Consider the following 21,161-nt stretch of genomic DNA (forward strand, 5'->3'; position numbering starts at 1 on the left):
TACAACTTATCGTGATTGGGTCTTTTCTGAAATTCTTGGCAACGATTTAAAATAAAAAAAGCCAGTCAAACAGTGATGACTGGCTTTTTCCATTAACAACGAGATTTTATAACAACGAGATTTTACGATTATACAGAGGTATTTTCTGACAACCCATTTTTTGCTAACCATTGAGCAATGCGCTGTTTTTCTTCTTCATTCAGCCACATACCCAATTTAGTGCGACGCCAAATAGCATCATCCAACTCTGTTACCCACTCATGTTTGACTAAGTAACGTAATTCCGCTTCGTAGACATTCGCAGAGAATGCTTCACCAAGGTCGCTGAGTGAATTCGCGCCTTCAAGGATCAGTTTACTGTTGCTACCGTAAGTTCTGGCAAAACGTAGCGCTAAGCCTTCAGGAAGCCATTGATAATGTTGACGTAATACACGTGCATAACCATCACGGTCACAACCTTCGATATCACCACCTGGTAACTGACCATTTTTAGTCCATGGGCTACCTGCATTTGGATAGTAAGTCGCTAACTTATTCACAGCAGCTTCCGCTAATTTACGGTAAGTGGTTAATTTACCGCCAAATACAGATAACAATGGCGCTTGGCCTTGTTCATCGTGAATATCCAATGTGTAATCACGAGTAATGGCTTGTGGTGAGTCTGATTCATCGTCGCACAGTGGGCGAACACCTGAATAGTCCCAAACAATATCACTCACGGTTAACTGTTTTTTGAAGTGGTCGTTATACACTTTCAGTAAATAGTTAACTTCGTTTTCATCAATTTTGACGTCTTTCGGGTCGCCTTTGTATTCTACATCAGTGGTGCCGATGATAGAAAATTCATCCATCCACGGGATAACAAATACAATACGGTTATCTTCATTTTGTAAGATGTACGCTTGTGGTTCATCATGAGCACGCGGAACGACAATATGGCTACCTTTGATTAGGCGAATACCATAAGGTGATTTTAATTTCAGGCCATCATCAAAGAACTCTTTTACCCAAGGCCCAGTGGCATTAACCAGCCCTTTCGCTTTCCATGTATGGGTTTCACCCGTACGTAAGTCTTGAGCTTCAACAACCCATAAGCCATTTTCACGGTAAGCGCGAGTCACTTTTGTGCGAGTACGAACTTCACCATTCTTACGTACCACTTCTTGAGCGTTTAACACAACTAAACGCGCATCATCAACCCAACAATCGGAATATTCAAAACCTTTTGTTAGTTCAGGTTTTAGTACAGAGTTTTGGTTGAATTTCAGCCCCTTACTACTTGGTAAGCTGACACGTTTGCCTAAATGGTCATATAAGAATAGGCCAATACGGATCATCCAAGCTGGACGTAAATGAGGCTGATGAGGTAAGCGGAAGCGCATTGGGAAGGCGATATGCGGTGCTAATCGTAATAGCACTTCACGTTCTGCCAAAGCTTCGCTGACTAATCTAAATTCATAATGCTCTAAATAACGTAAGCCACCATGAATGAGTTTAGAACTCGCAGATGAAGTCGCACTTGCCAAGTCTTGAGCTTCGAGCAGTAATACCGATAATCCACGACCTGCAGCATCTGCTGCAATTCCAGCGCCGTTGATCCCGCCGCCGATGACAATCAAGTCTTTAGTTTCCATGCATCCCCCTGAGATGTTCGAAACACTTTCAATAATGTTCGTTTTCGCTCATTTGATTGTAGTCAAAATAGATAGTGATGCCAACTATTATTAATGAAAAAAATAACAACTGCGTGATATTGGTAACAATTTTTTTTCAATACCCACACATAAAATATTGTTATTCACAATGGAAAAAAGAGAATTTCGCGCGAAAAAGAAAAAATGATGGTAAGGCTGAGGGCTAAAATAGGGGGATAGCAAGAAGCATGATGGCAGTGAGGACTACCATCATGAGAATAACTATTTGATTAACAAAGCTCTAATTGAACATTATGTTGCTCAATGACTTTGAGAATACTATCTGGTGGCTGTTTGTCAGTAAATAAATAGTCAATTAGATTCATATTACCCAAATTAACCATCGCGTTACGACCAAATTTAGAATGGTCGGTGACGAGCATGACACAGCGTGAGTTTTCAATAATCGCGCGTTTGGTACGAACTTCATGGTAATCGAACTCAAGTAATGAGCCATCCATATCAATACCACTGATACCCAAAATACCGTAATCTAACCTAAATTGAGAAATAAAATCGAGGGTCGCTTCACCGACAATACCGCCATCTCTTGAGCGAACTTCACCTCCCGCTAAAATTAGGCGGAAGTCTTCTTTTGGCATCAGCAAGGTGGCGACGTTAAGATTATTGGTCACCACACGTAGGTTTTTATGGTTAACCAGCGCATGAGCAACCGCTTCAGGGGTTGTACCAATATCAATAAATAGTGTCGCACCATCAGGGATCTGGCTCGCAACATGTTGTGCGATACGCGCTTTTTCATCTGACCACATGATTTTACGGTCATTATAAGCTGCATTCACAGAACTTGAAGGCAGTGCTGCGCCACCGTGGTGCCGCTGAATTTTATTTTGTTCAGCGAGGTCATTGAGGTCTCGACGGATCGTTTGAGGGCTTACCTCAAAGTGTTCGACGAGTTCTTCAGTACTGACATATCCCTGAAGACGCACAAGCTCAACTATTGCATCATGTCTCTGGGTTTGTTTCACAGCGTTAGCCTCTAATTATTAAAATGTTTTATCTGGAGCTCTGGTGTTTAAAACTGTGCCTATTATCCCATACTCCCATCAATAAGCCGATAATTAACCCTGAAGTATGTGCGGCATTGGCAATATGCATACCTAAAACATCGAAGTAACCGAAAAAAAGCCAGATAATCGAGAATATCATTAACCCTCGAGGAACACTGATGCCACTTTCGGGACGACGTTCACCCGTTAACCACACATAGCTGACAAGGGCATAGACGACACCAGATAAGCCGCCAAAGTTGTTTTCACTAAACAGCGACTGCCCCCAGTTACTAAACAGCGCTGAGACCAGTAAGATAGTAAATAATTTACCCGTTCCGAGCTTTCGTTCTACTTGCCCAGCTAAAAACCACCAGAGCGCAAGGTTGAAACCAATATGTGATAGCGAAAAGTGCACCAATGCAGGACTAAACCAACGCCAAAGTTCCGTTTGTTGGTCGCCAATAGGCCATGCCAAATAACGTAGAACCTCTCGTGCATCAGTCATTTCTACCCAAAGATATACAACAATCGACAACAAAATAACAGCGATAGTTAAAGGGCCAGATTGTTCTTTAAGGTAACCCCAAGTTAGGTAATTGCGATATTGAAACTGGGTATCTGCGCTTCCCGTGTGCCAACTGGCTTCTAGGTAGCGAGGGTGATTTGGGTCTTGTAGAAAAATATCTAATTCTTTTTGGACTTGAGGTTGAAGTTGCTCATCTTCTAGCCAAAGCTCAAAGACAGCTTGTTCCTGTGATGGCTTTATTTTTAAGTGAATATTTTTGCTAGCCATATAGTCAACAAAGGCTTGCGCCATTCTGGGATTAGCAAAGGAGGTGATGTGGATCATGAATGCGTTTTCTCATCTAGAGAGCCGTAACGGCTTGTGGATATTCCCTTAACCATGCTTCAAATCCACCATTGATGCTATATACAGATTCAAAGCCAATGTTGATCAGATATTGTGCAGCACCTTGGCTACTGTGCCCATGGTAGCACATCACCATAACAGGTTGTTCGTAATCCGTTTGTTCTAAAAATTGGCTCAGTGACTCATTGGTGAGGTGATAGGCTCCACTAGCATGGCCTGCACGGAAACTTTGTGGGTCTCGTACATCTACCAGTATGGCCGTGCCGTCTAACCAATGTTGATAGGCTTGTTCTGGTGTTAGTGTTTCAAAATGGTCCATAAAATACCGAATACAGTAGGTAACAACCCATTAAAGGTTAAATGATAGGCACTCGTAAAAACAGAGTGCCAAATATTCGTGGTATTGATTAGTAGAAAGAGTGCTCGCCACGTTGGTGTTCAGTCAGGTCTTTAACGCCTTTTAGCTCACCTTCAAACATTTTGAGAAGTTCTTTTTCGATACCTTCTTTAAGCGTGACATCGACCATTGAACAACCGTTACAGCCGCCACCAAATTGCAGAATTGCAAAGCCTTCATCGGTGATTTCCATCAGGGAAACACGGCCACCGTGGCTGGCAAGTTGTGGGTTAATTTGTGACTGTAAAACATACTCAACACGCTCAATTAATGGTGCGTCATCAGAAACTTTACGCATTTTGGCGTTTGGTGCTTTTAACGTCAGTTGTGAGCCCAGTTGGTCGGTAACGAAGTCAATCTCGGCATCATCTAAGAATGGCGCGCTAATTTCATCAACATAAGCAGATAATTTCTCGAACTTTAGTTCTTTATCTGTTGCTTCAACGGCACCCGGAGGGCAGTATGACACACCGCACTCTGCGGTTGGTGTGCCTGGGTTGATAACAAAAACACGGATTTGAGTTCCTGGCTCTTGATTTTCCAACAATTTGGCAAAATGAGCCTGTGCTGCTTCAGTAATATTAATCATAATCATTTGCTCAATAATAGTTGACTGCTTTAGTTGGTTATAATACGCCCATTTACCCCTTTCCTACAAGGTGCGACACAGTGACCATGCATCAACAGTATGTACACCCGCACAAATCAACAATTGTGCTGCGGTATTCATGGTGGAACCTGTTGTAATAACATCATCAAGAACAGCAACATGTAGGTTTGAAACCGAGTTGTTTAAGGTAAATGCTCCCTTTAGGTTATTTCGGCGATACTCACGTTTTAGTGTAATCTGTGCCAGTGTAGCACGACTACGTGATAATGAATTTTGCGAATAGGGGATATTTAACCATCTGGATAAATTTTCGCCTATTAATGCCATATGGTCAAATCCTCTCCACCACAGACGGCGGCGATGCAATGGAATTGTGACAATTAAGTCCGGTTTGTGCCATTTTTGTTGGCGGTAACCCGTGAGCCAAAATAACGCAAAGATACGAGCTAGAGTAAAAGCAAGCTGAGGTTGTTTTTGAAATTTAAACCGATGGATTAACATGCGTAAAGCGGCTTGGTATGGGGTTACAGTGATAATTCTCTGCCATGCAGGAGGGTTTTTTAGGCAGCGTCCACACTCCATGGTAGGCTGTTCACAGGGTAAAGCACAGCGCAAACAGCAGGTTGGCATTTTAGGTAATCCTTCAAGACAAAAACTACAAACACCTTGATGAGGTAATTTTAGTGATTGATGGCATAGCCAGCAGCCCCCCTCCATTGTTAGCATAGTAGAGTCCTGTTAAACGAGTTGACGAATAAATGAATGAAGAGAGTGTAACGATGGCAAAGTTATATTGGCAGACCGTTGGTGAAGGTAAACAAGATCTTGTGTTGCTGCACGGATGGGGACTGAACGCACAAGTCTGGCAAACAATTATTCCGCGAATCGCTTCGCACTTTCGGGTTCATTTAGTTGACCTGCCAGGTTATGGGCGTAGCCAAGGTTTCCTTCCTATGAATATTCAATCAATGGCAAATATTTTGTGGGAACAAGCGCCTAAAAACGCGATTTGGCTCGGTTGGTCACTTGGTGGGCTAGTTGCAAGTCGTGTTGCGCTTGACCATCCTTATGAAGTCAAAGGGTTAATTACCGTTGCTTCTTCTCCATGCTTTAAAGCAGAAGAAAACGGTTGGGCGGGGATCCGACCGGAAGTTTTATTAGGTTTCGAACAGCAACTTTCGGCTGATTTTCATCGCACCGTCGAGCGTTTTTTAGCATTGCAAACTTTAGGCACTGAAAGTGCAAGAAATGATGCAAAAACTTTGAAATCTGTGGTACTTGAGCAGCCTATTCCAACGGTTGAAACACTAAATGCAGGGCTTGAATCATTACGTACCGAAGATTTGCGGGATGAATTAAAACAGTTACCTATTCCTTTCTTGCGCATTTATGGTTATCTCGATGGCTTGGTACCGCGCAAAATAGTGCCTATTTTAGATGAGCTGTATCCGAATTCGCCATCCGTGATTATGCGCAATAGCGCTCACGCGCCATTTATTTCTCATCCTGATGAGTTCTGCGAATACTTGTTGGATTTTCAAAGTCGTACCGAGGAATAAATAAAAAAAATCAGCCTAACTTGGGGCTGATTTTTTGTGGTGTCTCTATTATTTGATTTTATACACAAAATGAGTGCAATCAGTGCTTTCAGGGCAACCTTTACAGCTACTGCCTGTTAAACAAGCACTGATATCGACTTGTTCAATTTTTTCTAAGCTGACGAGTTTCTCAACCATCGCTTGAATTAATGGAACCGGTGTATTTAGCTGCTCACTGAGTAGCGCGATGTCAGCTTGCCCATATAAGGCGATTAAATCTCTTATTTGCAGCAAGCTAGTCATCGTTTTATTCCTTAGTGGCAAGCATCACTTGAACAGCCAGAACATTGCTCTGCAGTTTTGCTCTTGATGTTCAGGGTTACGCGGCTACGCATGCGGCGTAAGAATATGAACAAGGCAAGGTTGAACAGGACAACCGCAGCAATGGTAATCAAACTGCGTTGTGGGTGCTCGCTGAATGTGGCAACTTGGTAAAACAGAGCCGCGAGGCTATAAGCCACATTCAAGCCCCACAGAATGGAGAAACTCATCCAACTTTTATTGGTTTCACGTGCGATAGCACCCATCACCGAGACGCAAGGCACATACAGTAAGACGAAGATTAGGTAGCTATAGGCAGCAATGCCTGAACCAAATTTCGCTGCCATAGTGCCCATTGAACCGGACTCCATCTCTCCATCACCTTTACTGGCTTCGATAGGGTTTGATAGCGCACTTAAGGTAAAAGTTTCTTTTAAGCTGTCCCAAGTTTCAGAAACCGCATCTCCTAGTTCTTCCCATAAATTGAATGATTCTGCATCGAATGGCTCAGAAGTAATGGCTTCAGCGGTATACAGAGTATTTAAAGTCCCCACGACGACTTCTTTAGCCATCGCCCCGGTAATTAACCCCACGGTCGCTTGCCAATTATCTGCATGCACACCAATCGGCTGTAACGCAGGGGTAATGACTTTACTGACAGAAGCGAGTGCAGAGTCATTAATATTATCAACAGGCTTACCAGAGAAAGAGAAACTATTTAATGCACCAATAAAGATACTGGCAACGACGATAACTTTACCCGCTCGTACCACAAAGCCTTTTAGGCGTTGCCATGTTTGAATCAGCAATGTTTTGATGTGCGGTACATGGTAAACCGGAAGCTCCATAATAAACGGAGAGGCCTCGCCACGCATAAGGGTATGTTTTAGTAATAACCCTGTCAAAATGGCGACAACAATCCCTAAAATATAGAGAGAAAAGACCACACTAGCCCCATTTTTGCCAAAGAAAGCGGCAGCAAAAACGGCGAAAATGGCCAGTCTTGCCCCACAAGACATAAACGGAGCCATTAATACAGTAATTAGTCTTTCACGTGGTGCATCTAGCGTGCGTGCACCCATAATTGATGGTACGTTACAGCCAAAGCCGACAATCAACGGTACGAAGGATTTACCTGGTAAACCTAGCGCCTGCATGAGGCGGTCCATCACGAAAGCGGCTCGTGCCATATAACCCGAGTCTTCCAGTATTGAAAGAAACAGGTACATCATCCCGATTTGTGGTACTAACGGTAATACTGTATTAATACCACCGCCGACACCTTGGGCAAGGAAAATAGTGAGCCAATCAGGGAAGCTGAAATAGGCACCAACCCACTGAATACCATGAATAAATATCGCCTCAGAAGCACCTTCAAAGAAAGGCTGCAATGCCCCACCAATGTTAATGGCTAAGACAAACATCAGGTACATCACAAATAAGAAAATAGGTACACCGAGCCAACGGCTCAGAATAAATCTATCCAGTGATTGTGTTAGTCGATTTGGTTCAGCGGCGCTATTGTTAATCGCGGCATGACAAATTGTGGCAATAGATTGATAACGTGCGTCAGCGATGAGTAGTTCAGGCTCTTCGTTTAAGCCTTCTTTCAGTGTTTGGCGTATCGCCAGTAATTGCCCTTCAGATATTTCTGCGCGTTGGCGGCTATAAATATCTCCTTCGAGAATTTGTAATGCTAACCAGCGGCGTTGCTGATGGCTAAATTGTTGTGTTGAAATTTGTTCAGATAACGAATCCACTGCCTGCAATAACTGGGGTGGATATTCCACAAGGGCTTGTTGGCTATTTTGTGGATGTGTATCAATGGCTTTTTTCAGTTTATCGATACCAGTTGCTCGAGTTGAAACCATTGGGATCACAGGGCAACCGAGCTGTTTTTCTAATTCAGCAATATTAATATCAATATGTTGGCTTTGAGCGATATCCAACATATTCAAGGCAACAATACATGGAACGCCTAACTCAACTAATTGTAATGTCAGATAGAGGTTACGCTCTAAATTGGATGCATCGACAACATTAATGAGCATGTCGGCCTCACCACTTAAAATAAAGTAGCAGGCGATTTGTTCGTCGAGAGAGGTTTGTTCAGAAATGGTGGTCAAAGAGTAAGTGCCGGGTAGGTCAACAAGCTCGATTTTATGGTCATCGGTATGGAAGCGACCCACTTTTCGTTCAACAGTGACCCCTGCCCAGTTACCGACCCGCTGTCTTGACCCTGTAAGTTGGTTAAATAGGGTCGTTTTGCCTGCATTGGGGTTACCAATTAAGCCGATAGTTAATCGTTTCATAGTGTTTGCCAATAATAAAAAAGAAATACTTAAGCGGTGGTCGCTTCATCTAGGTTGAGTAGGGCGAGATCCTTTTTGCGTAGCACTAAGCTGACACGATGAGTTTCTATTTGTACAGGATCGCCAAAAGGCGCTAAACGCACCACTTTAAAGACAGAACCCGGAAGTAAACCGAGTGAAAGCAGTTTTTGTCGGTATGCAGGACTGATTTCTGGGGAGAAACCAAGTATTTTGTAGCTGCATTGAGGAAGTATTGCCATAGTGTCTTCCTAATCATTTAATTCATAATGATATCGATGACAATTGTTAATGATTACAATTGCTCAGGTAACGAGACCACCAAACAACAATAAATCTAATTAACAATGAGAATCATAATCATCCACCTTTTATTATATTTAGCCTCTTTTTTCGTCAATTTGACTTGATATGGATCAATGAAGCATTGAGTTTGCGGTGTTTCGTTAGCAAAAATAATGGTGGGGTAAACGGGGGAGAGGGTTTAATTATGCCTAATATATTGGCTGGGATAATTAATTACAGCATTATTTATTGAAATAGGCACCACAACAGGTACATTGCGATGCCTATTAACAGAGTTAACGTTTTTTGCCAAATGCAGCAGCAAGGGCATCACTCATGGCACTATTACCCGAAGATGCGTTGTTTTGGCGTGAACTTCCTCTTGATTGAGGTGTTTTACGCGTATTTTTTTCCTGTTCAGGGGCGGCACGGCGAGGAGAACTATTAGAATCCCCCGCTTGCTCATCTAAACGCATCGTTAAAGCGATACGTTTACGTGCAATATCAACATCTAACACTTTTACTTTAACAATGTCGCCCGCTTTTACCACCTTGTGTGGGTCTTCGACATAACTATTTGAAAGTGAAGAAATATGAACTAAACCGTCTTGGTGAACACCAATATCCACAAAAGCACCGAAGTTGGTCACATTAGTGACTGCGCCTTCTAATATCATGCCAGAAGTCAGGTCATTCATCGTTTCTACACCTTCTGCGAAGGTGGCAGTTTTAAACTCAGGACGTGGGTCACGACCCGGTTTTTCCAGTTCTTTAATGATATCAGTGACAGTTGGAACCCCGAATTGCTCAGTAGTAAAGTCACGTGGGCTCAAGGCATTAAGCACCTGTGAGTTACCCATAATTTCTTTGAGCGGCTGGCGGACAGACTCAAGAATTCTTTCAACAATCGGGTAAGCTTCAGGGTGAACAGTAGAAGCATCTAACGGGTTTTCACCATTGGTGATACGTAAGAAGCCCGCACATTGTTCAAAGGCTTTTGGCCCAAGGCGTGCAACTTTCAGTAACTGTTTTCTATCACTAAACTGGCCATTCTGGTCGCGCCAGTCCACCACGTTTTGCGCAATCATTTTGCTTAAACCGGCAACGCGAGTCAGTAAGGCAACAGAAGCGGTATTCAAATCAACACCAACGGAGTTTACACAGTCCTCGACGACCGCATCGAGTTTACGCGCTAACTGAGTTTGGCTAACATCATGCTGATATTGGCCAACCCCAATGGATTTAGGGTCAATTTTCACTAATTCAGCAAGCGGGTCTTGTAGGCGACGAGCAATAGATACGGCACCACGTAAAGACACATCTAAGCTAGGAAACTCCAAAGCCGCAAGTTCAGAAGCGGAATAAACAGAAGCGCCAGCTTCGCTGACAATGACTTTCTGTGCAGTGACTTCAGGGTACTGTTTTTGTACTTCAGCAAAGAAACGTTCCGTTTCACGAGAAGCTGTGCCGTTACCAATCGCCACTAATTCGACGTTATGTTTTTGGCAAAGTGCCGCAACGATGGTTGCCGCTTTTGCAGCTTGTCCGGTGTGCGGATAAATCGTATCCGTCGCAATTAATTTACCTGTCGCATCCACAACTGCGACTTTCACCCCAGTACGCAAGCCAGGGTCTAAGCCCATGGTGGCACGCATTCCCGCTGGCGCCGCCATCAGTAAGTCACTAAGGTTACGAGCAAACACGTTAATAGCTTCCTCTTCAGCTTTTTCGCGCAGTGAGCTCATGACCTCTGTTTCTAAGTGCAGTAATACTTTGACACGCCATGTCCAGCTGATCACGGCTTTACGCCATTGGTCAGCCGGAGCATTATTTAAACGAATATCTAAATGGCGGGTGATAATTTCTTCGCAGTAACTTTCTTTTGGCGGTTCATCGAACTGTGGATCACAGTTTAATGAAAGTTGTAAAATTCCTTCGTTACGACCACGGAACATCGCAAGCGCTCGGTGAGAAGGGACTTGAGCAACAGGCTCGTGATGTTCAAAATAGTCACTAAATTTTACCCCTTCTTCTTGCTTACCCTCTGCAACAACAGAAACAAGATGGGCATTTTTCCAAATATAGTCGCGAACTTTCGCTAAAAGAGCCGCATCTTCGGCGAAGCGTTCCATAAGGATATAGCGAGCACCATCTAAAGCGGCTTTGACATCAGCAACACCTTTGTCTGCATCGATATAGGTTTTTGCGAGTTCATCAGGTGACTGGTTAGGGTCATTCCACAGGGTGTCAGCTAAAGGCTCAAGTCCTGCTTCGATGGCAATTTGCCCACGGGTGCGACGTTTCGGTTTATACGGAAGATACAGGTCTTCAAGTTCGGTTTTATTGAGCGTAGTGTCAATAGCGGAGGCAAGCTCTGGAGTCAATTTACCTTGCTCTTCTATCGATTTGAGAATGGTTTGTTTACGGTCATTTAATTCGCGCAAGTACCCTAAACGGCTTTCTAGCTGGCGAAGCTGAGTATCGTCCAACCCACCGGTAACCTCTTTACGGTAACGTGCAATAAACGGGACAGTATTCCCTTCATCTAACAGTGTGATGGCAGAAAAAACCTGTTTCGGCTGGGCTTGCAGTTCCGCTGCAATAATTTGGCTTAGAGTTTCATTCATGTCGAATTTAAATACCTACTGAAAGAACAGTTAAAAAATTTACTGCACTGTTATACTTGGTGAGAAAGAGAATTTCCAGACTGAATTTGAGCCTATTGGTAGGAAAGTCTCAGATTATGTTCTATAAAATATTATAATTATGGCTCCACTGGCTAAAATCTGAAGGTTATGACTAAAAGTCTTTTAATTACACGTGAAGGTTGGGATGCATTAGATAAAGAGCTGAAGTACCTGTGGAAGGAAGAACGCCCTCGGGTTACTCAATCTGTTTCAGAGGCCGCTGCTCAAGGGGATCGCTCAGAAAATGCAGAATATATTTATGGTAAAAAAAGGTTGCGTGAGATTGATAGGCGCATCCGTTTTTTATCCAAAAGATTGGATCAATTAAGGATTATCGAGCCTGATCCTCGCCAAGAAGGCCGTGTGTTTTTTGGAGCATGGGTTAAACTAGAAGATGAAAATGAAAATATCAGAATATTCCGTATCGTCGGTGCTGATGAATTCAACCCTACAAAACAATGGATTTCAATTGATTCTCCCGTAGCACGAGCCTTGATAGGTAAACAGGTTGATGATGAAATAACAGTAAATACGCCAGGAGGGCAGGTGACTTATTTTGTGTTAGAAATAAGCTACCAGCCACTAACCACCTGAAGTGTAAAATGATTCATTAAATCCTACGTTAGTGGTAAATTAGTGAGCATTAATATTGTTTTACTTACATTCATTAAAAAAATAATTTGAAAGATGCACATCTTGAGGGCTACAAAATGCAGGAAAGTTATAAGGTTCTTGTCGTCGATGATGATATGCGTTTACGTGCACTGCTGGAACGTTACCTCACTGAGCAGGGTTTTCAGGTAAGGAGTGCCGCGAACGCAGAACAGATGGACAGAATCCTGACAAGAGAATCTATTCATCTGATCGTCTTAGATCTAATGCTACCGGGTGAAGATGGCTTATCAATTTGCCGTCGCTTACGTAGTCAAAATAACCCAATTCCTATTATTATGGTAACAGCGAAAGGCGAAGAAGTTGATCGCATCGTTGGCTTAGAAATCGGTGCGGACGACTATATTCCAAAACCTTTTAATCCACGGGAATTGCTAGCTCGTATTCGTGCGGTTTTACGTCGCCAAGCTAATGAATTACCGGGTGCGCCATCTCAAGATGATGCGATAATTACTTTTGGTAAATTTAAATTAAATCTTGGGACACGAGAAATGTTCCAAGGTGATGAGAATATGCCATTAACCAGCGGTGAATTCGCGGTGTTAAAAGTGTTGGTTTCTTACCCAAGGGAACCGTTATCTCGTGACAAGTTAATGAGCTTAGCGCGAGGTCGTGAATACAGTGCGATGGAACGTTCAATCGATGTTCAAATTTCACGTTTACGCCGCATGGTTGAAGAAGACCCAGCACACCCTCGTTATATCCAGACGGTTTGGGGTTTGGGCTATGTGTTTGTTCCTGATGGAAGTAAAGCATGAAGCGACTGAGGTTCTCAAGGCGTAGTACATTTTCTCGCTCGTTATTTTTATTTGTAGCCTTACTGTTTGCGAGTCTCGTAACCAGTTATATGGTCGTGTTGAATTTTGTTGTAATGCCTAGCTTACAGCAATTCAACAAGGTACTGGCATACGAAGTAAGAACATTAATGACAGAGAAAATGGTTCTACAAGATGGAACCTCAGTGCGGGTATCTCCCGCGTTGCGTAAGAAAATCTACAATGAATTAGGAATTACCTTTTATGCACATTCAGCGGCGATGGAAGAAGGGCTGAATTGGGCAAAAGAGTATGATTTTCTAAGCGAACACATGTCGGAATATATTGGTGGTAAGGCGAGTGTTCACCTTGAATTAGGCCGAGAATATCCCATTCTATGGCTAACGTCTTATCTCGCACCTGATATTTGGGTGCGAGTTCCACTGACTGAAATCGGCCAAAACCAGTTCTCCCTTGTTTTTCGCTATACATTAACAATTTTTCTCACCATTTTTGCAGGGGTATGGTTGTATATACGCTACCAGAACAAGCCGTTGCTTGAATTGGAATACCACGCAGGTGAAGTCGGCAAAGGGGTCATTTTACCCCCAATGCAGGAAAAAGGCGCCACTGAGGTTAGAGCTGCTATTCGTTCTTTTAACCACATGGCTGCAGGGATTAAAACCTTAGAAAATGACCGAACTGTCTTAATGGCAGGGGTAAGTCATGACCTAAGAACTCCCTTAACCCGTATTCGTTTAGCGACAGAAATGATGAGCCCAGAAGATAGCTATCTGGCTGAATCTATTAATAAAGATATAGAAGAGTGTGATGCGATCATCGGCCAATTCATGTCTTATCTGAAAACAGGTCAAGAAATGGATATGGAATTCTGTGACCTTAACGCTATTTTAATGGAAGCGGTGAACTCAGAAAGTAATGTCATCGGTGAAATTGAAACCGCACTTGAGCCTGGCTCAATGATTGTTAATGGTAACCCATTAGCAATTAAACGCGCGATTACCAATATGATAGTTAACGCTTACCGCTATGGTAATGGCTGGATCAAAGTCAGTAGTGGAAAAACGGAAGACTCCGTTTGGTTCCAAGTCGAAGATGATGGTGCAGGTATCAAAGAAGAAGACATTCATCGCCTGTTCCAGCCATTTGTACAGGGTGAAAAAGCTCGTAGCAACAAAGGCACAGGGCTAGGGCTAGCGATTATTCGCCGAATTGTCGATGCTCATGAAGGGAGCATTGAGATTCATAAAAGTGAGCGTGGCGGGTTTGCTATTAGGGCTTTGCTTCCTCTTAAAGAGAAAGAAGACTAAATACTCTTCACACTTTGCGCCGCAGCGTTGTTGGCTGCGTTCGGCTACTCGGGTCACATACTTGTGTATGCTCCCCGAGATATCCTCGCTTGCCGCCTAGCTGCAACACAAATTGTTTTGAGTATTATTTGTATCAAGTAGGAAAAGAGGCTATCTGTTTTGGCGCCTACCTACAGCTTGAACTATTTAGAGCTATCATTTTACTCTTCACACTTTGTGCCGCAGCGTTGTTGGCTGCGTTCGGCTACTCGGGTCATATACTTGTGTATGCTCCCCGAGCTAAATACTCTTCACACTTTGTGCCGCAGCGTTGTTGGCTGCGTTCGGCTACTCGGGTCACATACTTGTGTATGCTCTCCGAGATATCCTCACTTGCCGCCTAGCTGCAACGCAAATTGTTTTGAGTATTATTTTATGGTTGCAGGATAAAAATATTTTTCGCTTTTATGACAGTCTGTCATTTTTCTTTTTGACGTCAGCTTTGAAATAATAGTTTTTTAACTATTTGAATTTTATAATATAAAATCTAATCCATCTTTGTTTTTGTTTCCTCGCCAGTGAAAAAATCAACAATTGTCATAAAACTGTCATAAAAACGACATGTTGTCGTAACTAAATTGTCCTATTTTTCCTACCGTGACATACACCCAACAATTTCATACTTGATTGTTTCTATACATCCCCGGAGGGATTATGAAAATGACGCGTACCACCTTAGCAAGCGTAATGGCAGCAACTTTATCTCTGACTGCAATGTCTTCTTTTGCTGCTACCAGCCTGACCGGAGCTGGCGCGACCTTTCCTGCTCCTGTTTATGCGAAGTGGGCAGATTCTTATCAGAAAGAAACAGGTAATAAAGTAAACTATCAGGGGATTGGTTCTTCTGGTGGTGTCAAACAAATTAATGCAAAAACAGTTGATTTCGGAGCTTCTGACGCCCCATTAACTGATGAAAAACTCAAAGAAGATGGCTTATTCCAGTTCCCTACGGTTATCGGTGGTGTGGTACTGGCTGTAAATGTAAAAGGCATTGAGTCTGGGCAATTGACTTTAGATGGCAACACATTAGGTGATATCTATTTAGGTAAAATCACTAAATGGAATGACCCAGCAATCGCTAAATTGAATCCAAATGTGAGTTTACCAGACCAAGCTATCGCAGTCGTTAGACGTTCTGACGGTTCGGGTACTACGTTCGTATTCACGAGCTACCTTGCTAAAGTAAGCGCAAGCTGGAAATCAGACGTTGGTGCGGGCTCTACCGTTAACTGGCCGAAAAATAGCGTAGGTGGTAAAGGGAATGATGGCGTTGCAGCTTTCGTACAGCGTCTACCAGGTTCTATCGGTTATGTTGAATATGCATACGCAAAACAGAACAACCTTGCGTATACTAAATTAATCTCCGCTGATGGCGAAGCGGTTTCACCAACGGGTGAAAGCTTCAGCGCAGCAGCGAAGAAAGTGGACTGGTCTAAATCTTTTGCTCAAGATTTAACAAACCGTGATGGTGCGAATGCATGGCCGATAACCTCAACCACATTCATCTTAGTTCACAAGCAGCAAGAGAATGCGGAAAAAGGCAAAGCGGTTCTTGATTTCTTCAACTGGGCTTATGATAAAGGTGGTAAACAAGCGGAAGCACTAGATTACGCAATTTTACCTCAAGAAGTCGTGACCGCAGTACGTGCAGCATGGAAAACAGAAGTTAAAGATAGCCAAGGTAAAGCATTATTCTAGGTGAACTTAGGTTTTCTAAGTGCACTTAGGGTTGGAAATGGCGGGTAAGTGCTGAGGAACAGAGCTTACCCGCTCATCGTTGTAACGCAATCCTGTAGAAAAGAGCAGGAATGAAATGAGAACAAAGCGCATGGCCGAGAAAACAACGGCATTTAGAGCTCCCAGCAAATCAGGTGATGTGATTTTTAGTGCACTGGTAAAGATTGCCGCGCTCATCACTTTGTTAATGCTCGGAGGCATTATTATTTCCCTTATTTTTGCATCTTGGCCAAGTATGCAGAAGTTTGGGTTTTCGTTTTTGTGGACCAAAGAGTGGGATGCTCCGGCGGAAGAATTCGGTGCTCTTGTGCCTATTTATGGCACTATCGTTACATCGTTAATTGCTCTGATTATCGCAGTACCCGTTAGTTTTGGTATAGCACTATTCCTAACCGAGCTGGCTCCCAATTGGCTAAAACGTCCTCTTGGTATCGCGATTGAACTCCTTGCTGCTATCCCAAGTATCGTTTATGGGATGTGGGGGTTATTTGTCTTTGCACCTTTGTTTGCAGAGTATTTCCAAGAACCAGTTGGTAATGTGATGTCGAGTGTGCCGATTGTCGGTGAACTATTTTCAGGGCCTGCATTCGGAATCGGTATTTTAGCAGCGGGGATTATCCTCGCGATTATGATTATTCCCTATATTGCGTCAGTGATGCGCGATGTATTTGAACAAACTCCTGTGATGATGAAAGAGTCAGCCTACGGGATTGGCTGTACGACATGGGAAGTGATTTGGAATATCGTGCTGCCGTATACCCGCAATGGGGTAATCGGTGGAGTGATGTTAGGTCTTGGCCGTGCACTGGGTGAAACCATGGCGGTTACTTTCGTGATTGGTAATACTTACCAACTTGATAGCGCATCACTGTTTATGCCTGGAAACAGTATTACCTCAGCACTGGCAAATGAATTTGCGGAAGCTGAGAGCGGCTTACATACCTCGGCCTTGATGGAACTTGGACTGATCCTGTTTGTTATCACTTTTATTGTGTTAGCGATTTCCAAGTTAATGGTCATGCGTCTTGCGAAAAATGAGGGCCGTTAAAATGTCGATATCTCAACCTATCGCAGTGAATGAAAAAGAACGAGCTCGTCGTCAAGCGTGGCGTCGCCAAGTTAACAGAATGGCACTACTTGTCTCGATGTTAACTATGGCTTTCGGCTTGTTCTGGTTAGTGTGGATTTTATTTTCTACAGTCACTAAAGGGATTGATGGCATGTCCCTCAATCTGTTTACTGAAATGACTCCACCACCTAATACGGAAGGTGGCGGGTTGGCAAATGCCATCGTAGGTAGTGGCTTATTAATCTTATGGGCGACAGTTATCGGTACGCCTTTAGGGATTTTAGCGGGAATTTATTTAGCTGAATATGGGCGTAAGTCATGGTTAGCTTCAGTCACCCGCTTTATTAATGACATTTTATTATCAGCTCCATCTATCGTTGTAGGGTTGTTTGTGTACACCATTGTGGTTGCTCAAATGCAGCACTTCTCGGGTTGGGCTGGGGTCGTGGCGCTTGCATTGCTGCAAATTCCAATTGTTATTCGAACTACTGAAAATATGTTGAAATTAGTTCCGGATAGCTTGCGTGAAGCCGCTTATGCACTTGGCACACCAAAATGGAAAATGATTTTATCTATTACGCTAAAAGCGTCTGTGTCAGGGATTATCACTGGGATCTTGCTTGCAATTGCACGTATTGCTGGGGAAACCGCACCGCTTCTGTTTACTTCACTGTCAAATCAGTTCTGGAGTACAGATATGAGCGAGCCAATTGCCAACTTACCAGTGACAATCTTCAAATTTGCAATGAGCCCATTCTCTGAATGGCAAGAGCTTGCATGGGCTGGGGTTCTGTTAATTACCTTATGTGTCCTGCTGATTAACATCATTGCACGTGTTGTTTTCGCACAGAAAAAACACTAAGCGCCAGATAAATAAAGATTTAGAGAGAAAAGCAAACCATGATTAATGCAAACGATATTGCAAATAGTAAAATTAAAGTACGTGACCTCAACTTCTATTATGGCAAGTTTCACGCACTGAAAAATATCTCTTTAGACATTGAAAAAAATAAAGTGACTGCATTTATCGGCCCATCAGGCTGTGGTAAATCGACGTTATTACGCACCTTCAATAAAATGTATGAATTGTATGGCGAGCAGCGCGCAGAAGGTGAAATTTTACTGGATGGTCAAAACATCCTGACTGATAAACAAGATATTGCGTTATTGCGCGCGAAAGTCGGAATGGTTTTCCAAAAACCAACACCATTCCCGATGTCTATTTATGACAACATTGCATTTGGTGTGCGTTTATTTGAGAAGTTATCCCGTGTGGAAATGGATGAGCGCGTGCAGTGGGCGTTAACAAAGGCGGCATTATGGAATGAAACCAAAGATAAGTTACACCAAAGTGGTTATAGCTTGTCGGGTGGCCAGCAACAGCGTCTCTGTATTGCTCGTGGTATTGCTATTCGCCCTGAGGTTTTATTGCTAGATGAACCCTGTTCCGCTCTAGACCCTATTTCAACTGGTCGAATTGAAGAACTGATTAGTGAATTAAAATCAGAATACACCGTGGTGATTGTTACCCACAATATGCAACAAGCAGCACGCTGTTCTGACTATACGGCTTTCATGTATTTAGGGGAGTTAGTCGAGTTTAACCATACTGACAAAATGTTTACTACCCCAGAAATGAAGCAAACTGAAGATTATATTACTGGCCGCTACGGTTGATATGGAGCCGACGATGGATACGCTGAATCACAACAAACATATATCGGGGCAGTTCAATGCTGAACTGGAACATATCCATACTGAATTAATGACGATGGGAGGACTGGTCGAAGAGCAGCTTACCAAAGCCATTACGGCCATGCATAATCAGGATGAAGCCCTAGCACGTGAAGTTATCGAAAATGACCATAAAGTCAATATGATGGAAGTGGCCATTGATGAAGAATGCGTTAAAATCATCGCGAAACGCCAACCAACGGCGAGTGATTTGCGCCTGATTATGGCGATTTCAAAAACGATTGCTGAGCTGGAAAGAATCGGTGATGTTGCGGACAAAATCTGTCAAACCGCATTGGAAAAATTTTCTCATCAACACCAGCCCTTGTTAGTGAGTTTGGAATCATTAGGTCGTCATACAGTACAAATGCTACATGATGTATTAGATGCGTTCGCTCGAATGGATCTTGAAGAAGCGATTCGTATCTACCGTGAAGATGAGAAAGTTGACCAAGAGTATGAGGGCATCGTACGTCAATTGATGACCTACATGATGGAAGACCCACGAACGATCCCAAGTGTATTAACAGCACTATTCTGTGCTCGTTCAATTGAGCGCATCGGTGACCGTTGCCAAAACATCTGTGAGTTTATTTTCTACTATGTGAAGGGGCAGGATTTCCGTCATGTGGGTGGGGATAGTCTTGAAAAGATGCTAACGAATAAATAATTACTCGAATACTCGTCATATTTCGTGCTGTGGCGGTGTTGGCTTCGCTCGGCTACTCGGGTCACATACTGATGTATGCTCCCCGATATATCCTTGCTTGCCGCCTAGCCACAACACGAACTATTTAGAGTATTAATGTATGAGGTTAATGTATTAAATACTCGTCATACTTCAAGCTGTGGTTCTAATATTTGAACTTGGCTACTCGGGTCACATACTAATGTATGCTCCCCGAGATATCCTTGCTTGCCGCCTAGCCACAATACGAACTATTTAGAGTATTAAGCTACAACTCCAATCATTTGTCTCAATCTCTTCTACCGACTTTCTTCTTGCTCGATAAGAGTCTATTGATGGTTTAACCATGTCTGGGGCACCTTGTTATCAAGGTGGCTTTTTTTTGTCTCCGTTAATATTCCATTTGGTTATAAATATATTATTTAATATTATTTCAAGTGCTAAGTAATAGTTGATAGCGTGTGATGGTCGATTTACAAAAATTTACCGTCAGGGGTGTTCAATGAAAGCTCGTATTCTAACGACTGTTTTACTTACAGGTTTAGCGCTGACAGCGAATGTCGCTAGCGCAGATAAATTAGATGATATCAAACAAGCGGGTGTGATCCGCATTTCTGTGTTTGATAGCAATCCACCATTTGGCTTTATTGACCCACAAACTAAAAAATTAGCGGGCTATGATGTGGATATCGCACAAGAAATTGCAGATAGCTTAGGGGTAAAACTTGAGCTTCGTCCCACTAACCCAGCAAACCGTATCCCACTTCTGACTTCGGGCAAAGTTGATCTGATTGGCGCTAATTTCACCATTACAGATGAACGCGCAAAACAAGTTGATTTTTCTATCCCTGATTTTGCGACAGGCCAAAAATTTATTGCCCGTAAAGGCGTATTAAAAACGCCTGACGATATCAAACCATTACGTATTGGTGCAGATAAAGGCACTGTGCAGGAAGTGACTTTACGTGAACGCTTCCCTGATACAAAGGTGATTTCGTACGATGATACGCCGCAAGCATTCGCTGCACTGCGTAATGGCAACGTCCAAGCTATCACACAAGATGATGCGAAACTGGTTGGTTTATTAGGTAATTTACCTGAAAAAGTGAAAGCAGATTTTGAGATTTCCCCATTTAGCCTGACGAAAGAATACCAAGCATTGGCAGCAAGCAAAGGTGAAACGCGTTTGGTTGAAAACGTCAACGAAACACTGTTGAAACTGGAGAAAGAAGGTAAAGCCGAGGTGATCTATAACCGCTGGTTTGGGCCAGATACCAAAGCTGCACAGCCACGCGGGGACTTTAAATTTGCGCCACTGAGTGAGCAACAGCCACAGTCTTAATGGGTAACGGTAAGTACTCAGTGATTTGAAGCCCCGCACTCTGTGTGG

General features: G+C 43.1%; 20 protein-coding genes. 10 read left to right on the forward strand and 10 right to left on the reverse strand.

Annotation, left to right across the window (positions count from 1 at the left end):
• Positions 1–128 precede the first annotated feature (128 nt).
• The 6 genes from glpD to M1F26_RS01075 all read right to left on the reverse strand — a co-directional run bounded on the left by glpD (position 129) and on the right by M1F26_RS01075 (position 5,311).
• Complete coding sequence (gene glpD / locus M1F26_RS01050; RefSeq protein ID WP_140171972.1) at positions 129–1,634, reverse strand: glycerol-3-phosphate dehydrogenase; 1,506 nt, start codon at positions 1,632–1,634, stop codon at positions 129–131.
• A 290-nt stretch (positions 1,635–1,924) separates the two neighbouring features.
• Positions 1,925–2,683, reverse strand: coding sequence for a DeoR/GlpR family transcriptional regulator (locus M1F26_RS01055; RefSeq protein ID WP_004262881.1), 759 nt, complete (start codon positions 2,681–2,683; stop codon positions 1,925–1,927).
• Positions 2,684–2,711: 28 nt separating this feature from the next.
• The gene (gene glpG, locus M1F26_RS01060) at positions 2,712–3,557 is read right to left on the reverse strand and encodes a rhomboid family intramembrane serine protease GlpG (protein ID WP_036958607.1); all 846 of its coding nucleotides are present in this window, start codon (positions 3,555–3,557) and stop codon (positions 2,712–2,714) included.
• 16 nt (positions 3,558–3,573) lie between these two features.
• Positions 3,574–3,897, reverse strand: coding sequence for a thiosulfate sulfurtransferase GlpE (gene glpE / locus M1F26_RS01065; RefSeq protein ID WP_004262879.1), 324 nt, complete (start codon positions 3,895–3,897; stop codon positions 3,574–3,576).
• An 88-nt stretch (positions 3,898–3,985) separates the two neighbouring features.
• Entirely contained in the window at positions 3,986–4,564 is a 579-nt protein-coding gene (gene nfuA / locus M1F26_RS01070; protein WP_004266130.1) for a Fe-S biogenesis protein NfuA, read from the reverse strand.
• A 63-nt stretch (positions 4,565–4,627) separates the two neighbouring features.
• A complete protein-coding gene (locus M1F26_RS01075) occupies positions 4,628–5,311 on the reverse strand; it encodes a DNA utilization protein GntX (protein ID WP_140171973.1) in 684 nt (227 codons plus the stop codon).
• Positions 5,312–5,364: 53 nt separating this feature from the next.
• Here M1F26_RS01075 and bioH point away from each other — a divergent pair, with 53 nt between their 5' ends.
• Positions 5,365–6,144 carry a pimeloyl-ACP methyl ester esterase BioH gene (gene bioH, locus M1F26_RS01080; protein WP_140171974.1) on the forward strand — a complete coding sequence of 260 codons (780 nt, stop codon included), beginning with the start codon at positions 5,365–5,367 and terminating at the stop codon, positions 6,142–6,144.
• A gap of 48 nt (positions 6,145–6,192) precedes the next feature.
• Here the strand turns inward: bioH and M1F26_RS01085 are convergent, their stop codons facing one another.
• From M1F26_RS01085 to M1F26_RS01100, 4 genes are all read right to left on the reverse strand, one after another.
• Positions 6,193–6,426 carry a FeoC-like transcriptional regulator gene (locus M1F26_RS01085; protein ID WP_140171975.1) on the reverse strand — a complete coding sequence of 78 codons (234 nt, stop codon included), beginning with the start codon at positions 6,424–6,426 and terminating at the stop codon, positions 6,193–6,195.
• Between the two features lie 11 nt (positions 6,427–6,437).
• Positions 6,438–8,756 carry a Fe(2+) transporter permease subunit FeoB gene (gene feoB / locus M1F26_RS01090; protein ID WP_109912390.1) on the reverse strand — a complete coding sequence of 773 codons (2,319 nt, stop codon included), beginning with the start codon at positions 8,754–8,756 and terminating at the stop codon, positions 6,438–6,440.
• 29 nt (positions 8,757–8,785) lie between these two features.
• Positions 8,786–9,016, reverse strand: a complete 231-nt coding sequence (feoA, locus tag M1F26_RS01095; protein WP_004262866.1) for a ferrous iron transporter A — start codon at positions 9,014–9,016, stop codon at positions 8,786–8,788.
• A gap of 339 nt (positions 9,017–9,355) precedes the next feature.
• A complete protein-coding gene (locus tag M1F26_RS01100) occupies positions 9,356–11,686 on the reverse strand; it encodes a Tex family protein (protein WP_140171976.1) in 2,331 nt (776 codons plus the stop codon).
• Between the two features lie 168 nt (positions 11,687–11,854).
• On the opposite strand from M1F26_RS01100, the gene greB reads away from it, so the two are divergent.
• From greB to M1F26_RS01145, 9 genes are all read left to right on the forward strand, one after another.
• Positions 11,855–12,340 carry a transcription elongation factor GreB gene (gene greB, locus M1F26_RS01105; protein ID WP_004262861.1) on the forward strand — a complete coding sequence of 162 codons (486 nt, stop codon included), beginning with the start codon at positions 11,855–11,857 and terminating at the stop codon, positions 12,338–12,340.
• A gap of 116 nt (positions 12,341–12,456) precedes the next feature.
• Positions 12,457–13,176 carry a two-component system response regulator OmpR gene (ompR, locus tag M1F26_RS01110; RefSeq protein ID WP_004266122.1) on the forward strand — a complete coding sequence of 240 codons (720 nt, stop codon included), beginning with the start codon at positions 12,457–12,459 and terminating at the stop codon, positions 13,174–13,176.
• Entirely contained in the window at positions 13,173–14,504 is a 1,332-nt protein-coding gene (envZ, locus tag M1F26_RS01115; protein ID WP_036958604.1) for a two-component system sensor histidine kinase EnvZ, read from the forward strand. The genes ompR and envZ overlap by 4 nt, the downstream gene beginning before the upstream one ends.
• 693 nt (positions 14,505–15,197) lie before the next feature.
• Entirely contained in the window at positions 15,198–16,241 is a 1,044-nt protein-coding gene (pstS, locus tag M1F26_RS01120; RefSeq protein WP_004266120.1) for a phosphate ABC transporter substrate-binding protein PstS, read from the forward strand.
• 130 nt (positions 16,242–16,371) lie between these two features.
• On the forward strand, positions 16,372–17,328 hold the full coding sequence (gene pstC, locus M1F26_RS01125; protein WP_004262847.1) for a phosphate ABC transporter permease PstC: 957 nt from the start codon (positions 16,372–16,374) through the stop codon (positions 17,326–17,328).
• Between the two features lies 1 nt (position 17,329).
• Complete coding sequence (gene pstA, locus M1F26_RS01130) at positions 17,330–18,211, forward strand: phosphate ABC transporter permease PstA (RefSeq protein WP_004266119.1); 882 nt, start codon at positions 17,330–17,332, stop codon at positions 18,209–18,211.
• 38 nt (positions 18,212–18,249) lie between these two features.
• On the forward strand, positions 18,250–19,026 hold the full coding sequence (pstB, locus tag M1F26_RS01135; protein ID WP_004262838.1) for a phosphate ABC transporter ATP-binding protein PstB: 777 nt from the start codon (positions 18,250–18,252) through the stop codon (positions 19,024–19,026).
• A 13-nt stretch (positions 19,027–19,039) separates the two neighbouring features.
• Positions 19,040–19,753, forward strand: a complete 714-nt coding sequence (gene phoU / locus M1F26_RS01140; RefSeq protein WP_036958602.1) for a phosphate signaling complex protein PhoU — start codon at positions 19,040–19,042, stop codon at positions 19,751–19,753.
• Positions 19,754–20,273: 520 nt separating this feature from the next.
• Positions 20,274–21,113: an ABC transporter substrate-binding protein gene (locus M1F26_RS01145; RefSeq protein WP_140171977.1), complete on the forward strand. Its 840-nt coding sequence runs from the start codon at positions 20,274–20,276 to the stop codon at positions 21,111–21,113.
• Positions 21,114–21,161 lie beyond the last annotated feature (48 nt).

Origin of the sequence: Providencia sp. PROV048 (assembly GCF_033688165.1) — a bacterium.
Taxonomy (GTDB): Bacteria; Pseudomonadota; Gammaproteobacteria; order Enterobacterales; family Enterobacteriaceae; genus Providencia; species Providencia hangzhouensis.

Bases quoted from the DNA above. Each gene is read 5' to 3' on its own strand.
- glpG (WP_036958607.1), bottom strand. From the start codon at position 3,557: ATGATCCACATCACCTCCTTTGCTAATCCCAGAATGGCGCAAGCCTTT.
- envZ (WP_036958604.1), top strand. From the start codon at position 13,173: ATGAAGCGACTGAGGTTCTCAAGGCGTAGTACATTTTCTCGCTCGTTA.
- feoB (WP_109912390.1), bottom strand. From the start codon at position 8,756: ATGAAACGATTAACTATCGGCTTAATTGGTAACCCCAATGCAGGCAAA.
- nfuA (WP_004266130.1), bottom strand. From the start codon at position 4,564: ATGATTAATATTACTGAAGCAGCACAGGCTCATTTTGCCAAATTGTTG.
- M1F26_RS01075 (WP_140171973.1), bottom strand. From the start codon at position 5,311: ATGCTAACAATGGAGGGGGGCTGCTGGCTATGCCATCAATCACTAAAA.
- ompR (WP_004266122.1), top strand. From the start codon at position 12,457: ATGCAGGAAAGTTATAAGGTTCTTGTCGTCGATGATGATATGCGTTTA.
- M1F26_RS01145 (WP_140171977.1), top strand. From the start codon at position 20,274: ATGAAAGCTCGTATTCTAACGACTGTTTTACTTACAGGTTTAGCGCTG.
- M1F26_RS01100 (WP_140171976.1), bottom strand. From the start codon at position 11,686: ATGAATGAAACTCTAAGCCAAATTATTGCAGCGGAACTGCAAGCCCAG.
- pstB (WP_004262838.1), top strand. From the start codon at position 18,250: ATGATTAATGCAAACGATATTGCAAATAGTAAAATTAAAGTACGTGAC.
- phoU (WP_036958602.1), top strand. From the start codon at position 19,040: ATGGATACGCTGAATCACAACAAACATATATCGGGGCAGTTCAATGCT.
- bioH (WP_140171974.1), top strand. From the start codon at position 5,365: ATGGCAAAGTTATATTGGCAGACCGTTGGTGAAGGTAAACAAGATCTT.
- glpE (WP_004262879.1), bottom strand. From the start codon at position 3,897: ATGGACCATTTTGAAACACTAACACCAGAACAAGCCTATCAACATTGG.
- pstS (WP_004266120.1), top strand. From the start codon at position 15,198: ATGAAAATGACGCGTACCACCTTAGCAAGCGTAATGGCAGCAACTTTA.
- pstA (WP_004266119.1), top strand. From the start codon at position 17,330: ATGTCGATATCTCAACCTATCGCAGTGAATGAAAAAGAACGAGCTCGT.
- pstC (WP_004262847.1), top strand. From the start codon at position 16,372: ATGGCCGAGAAAACAACGGCATTTAGAGCTCCCAGCAAATCAGGTGAT.
- greB (WP_004262861.1), top strand. From the start codon at position 11,855: ATGACTAAAAGTCTTTTAATTACACGTGAAGGTTGGGATGCATTAGAT.
- glpD (WP_140171972.1), bottom strand. From the start codon at position 1,634: ATGGAAACTAAAGACTTGATTGTCATCGGCGGCGGGATCAACGGCGCT.
- M1F26_RS01085 (WP_140171975.1), bottom strand. From the start codon at position 6,426: ATGACTAGCTTGCTGCAAATAAGAGATTTAATCGCCTTATATGGGCAA.
- feoA (WP_004262866.1), bottom strand. From the start codon at position 9,016: ATGGCAATACTTCCTCAATGCAGCTACAAAATACTTGGTTTCTCCCCA.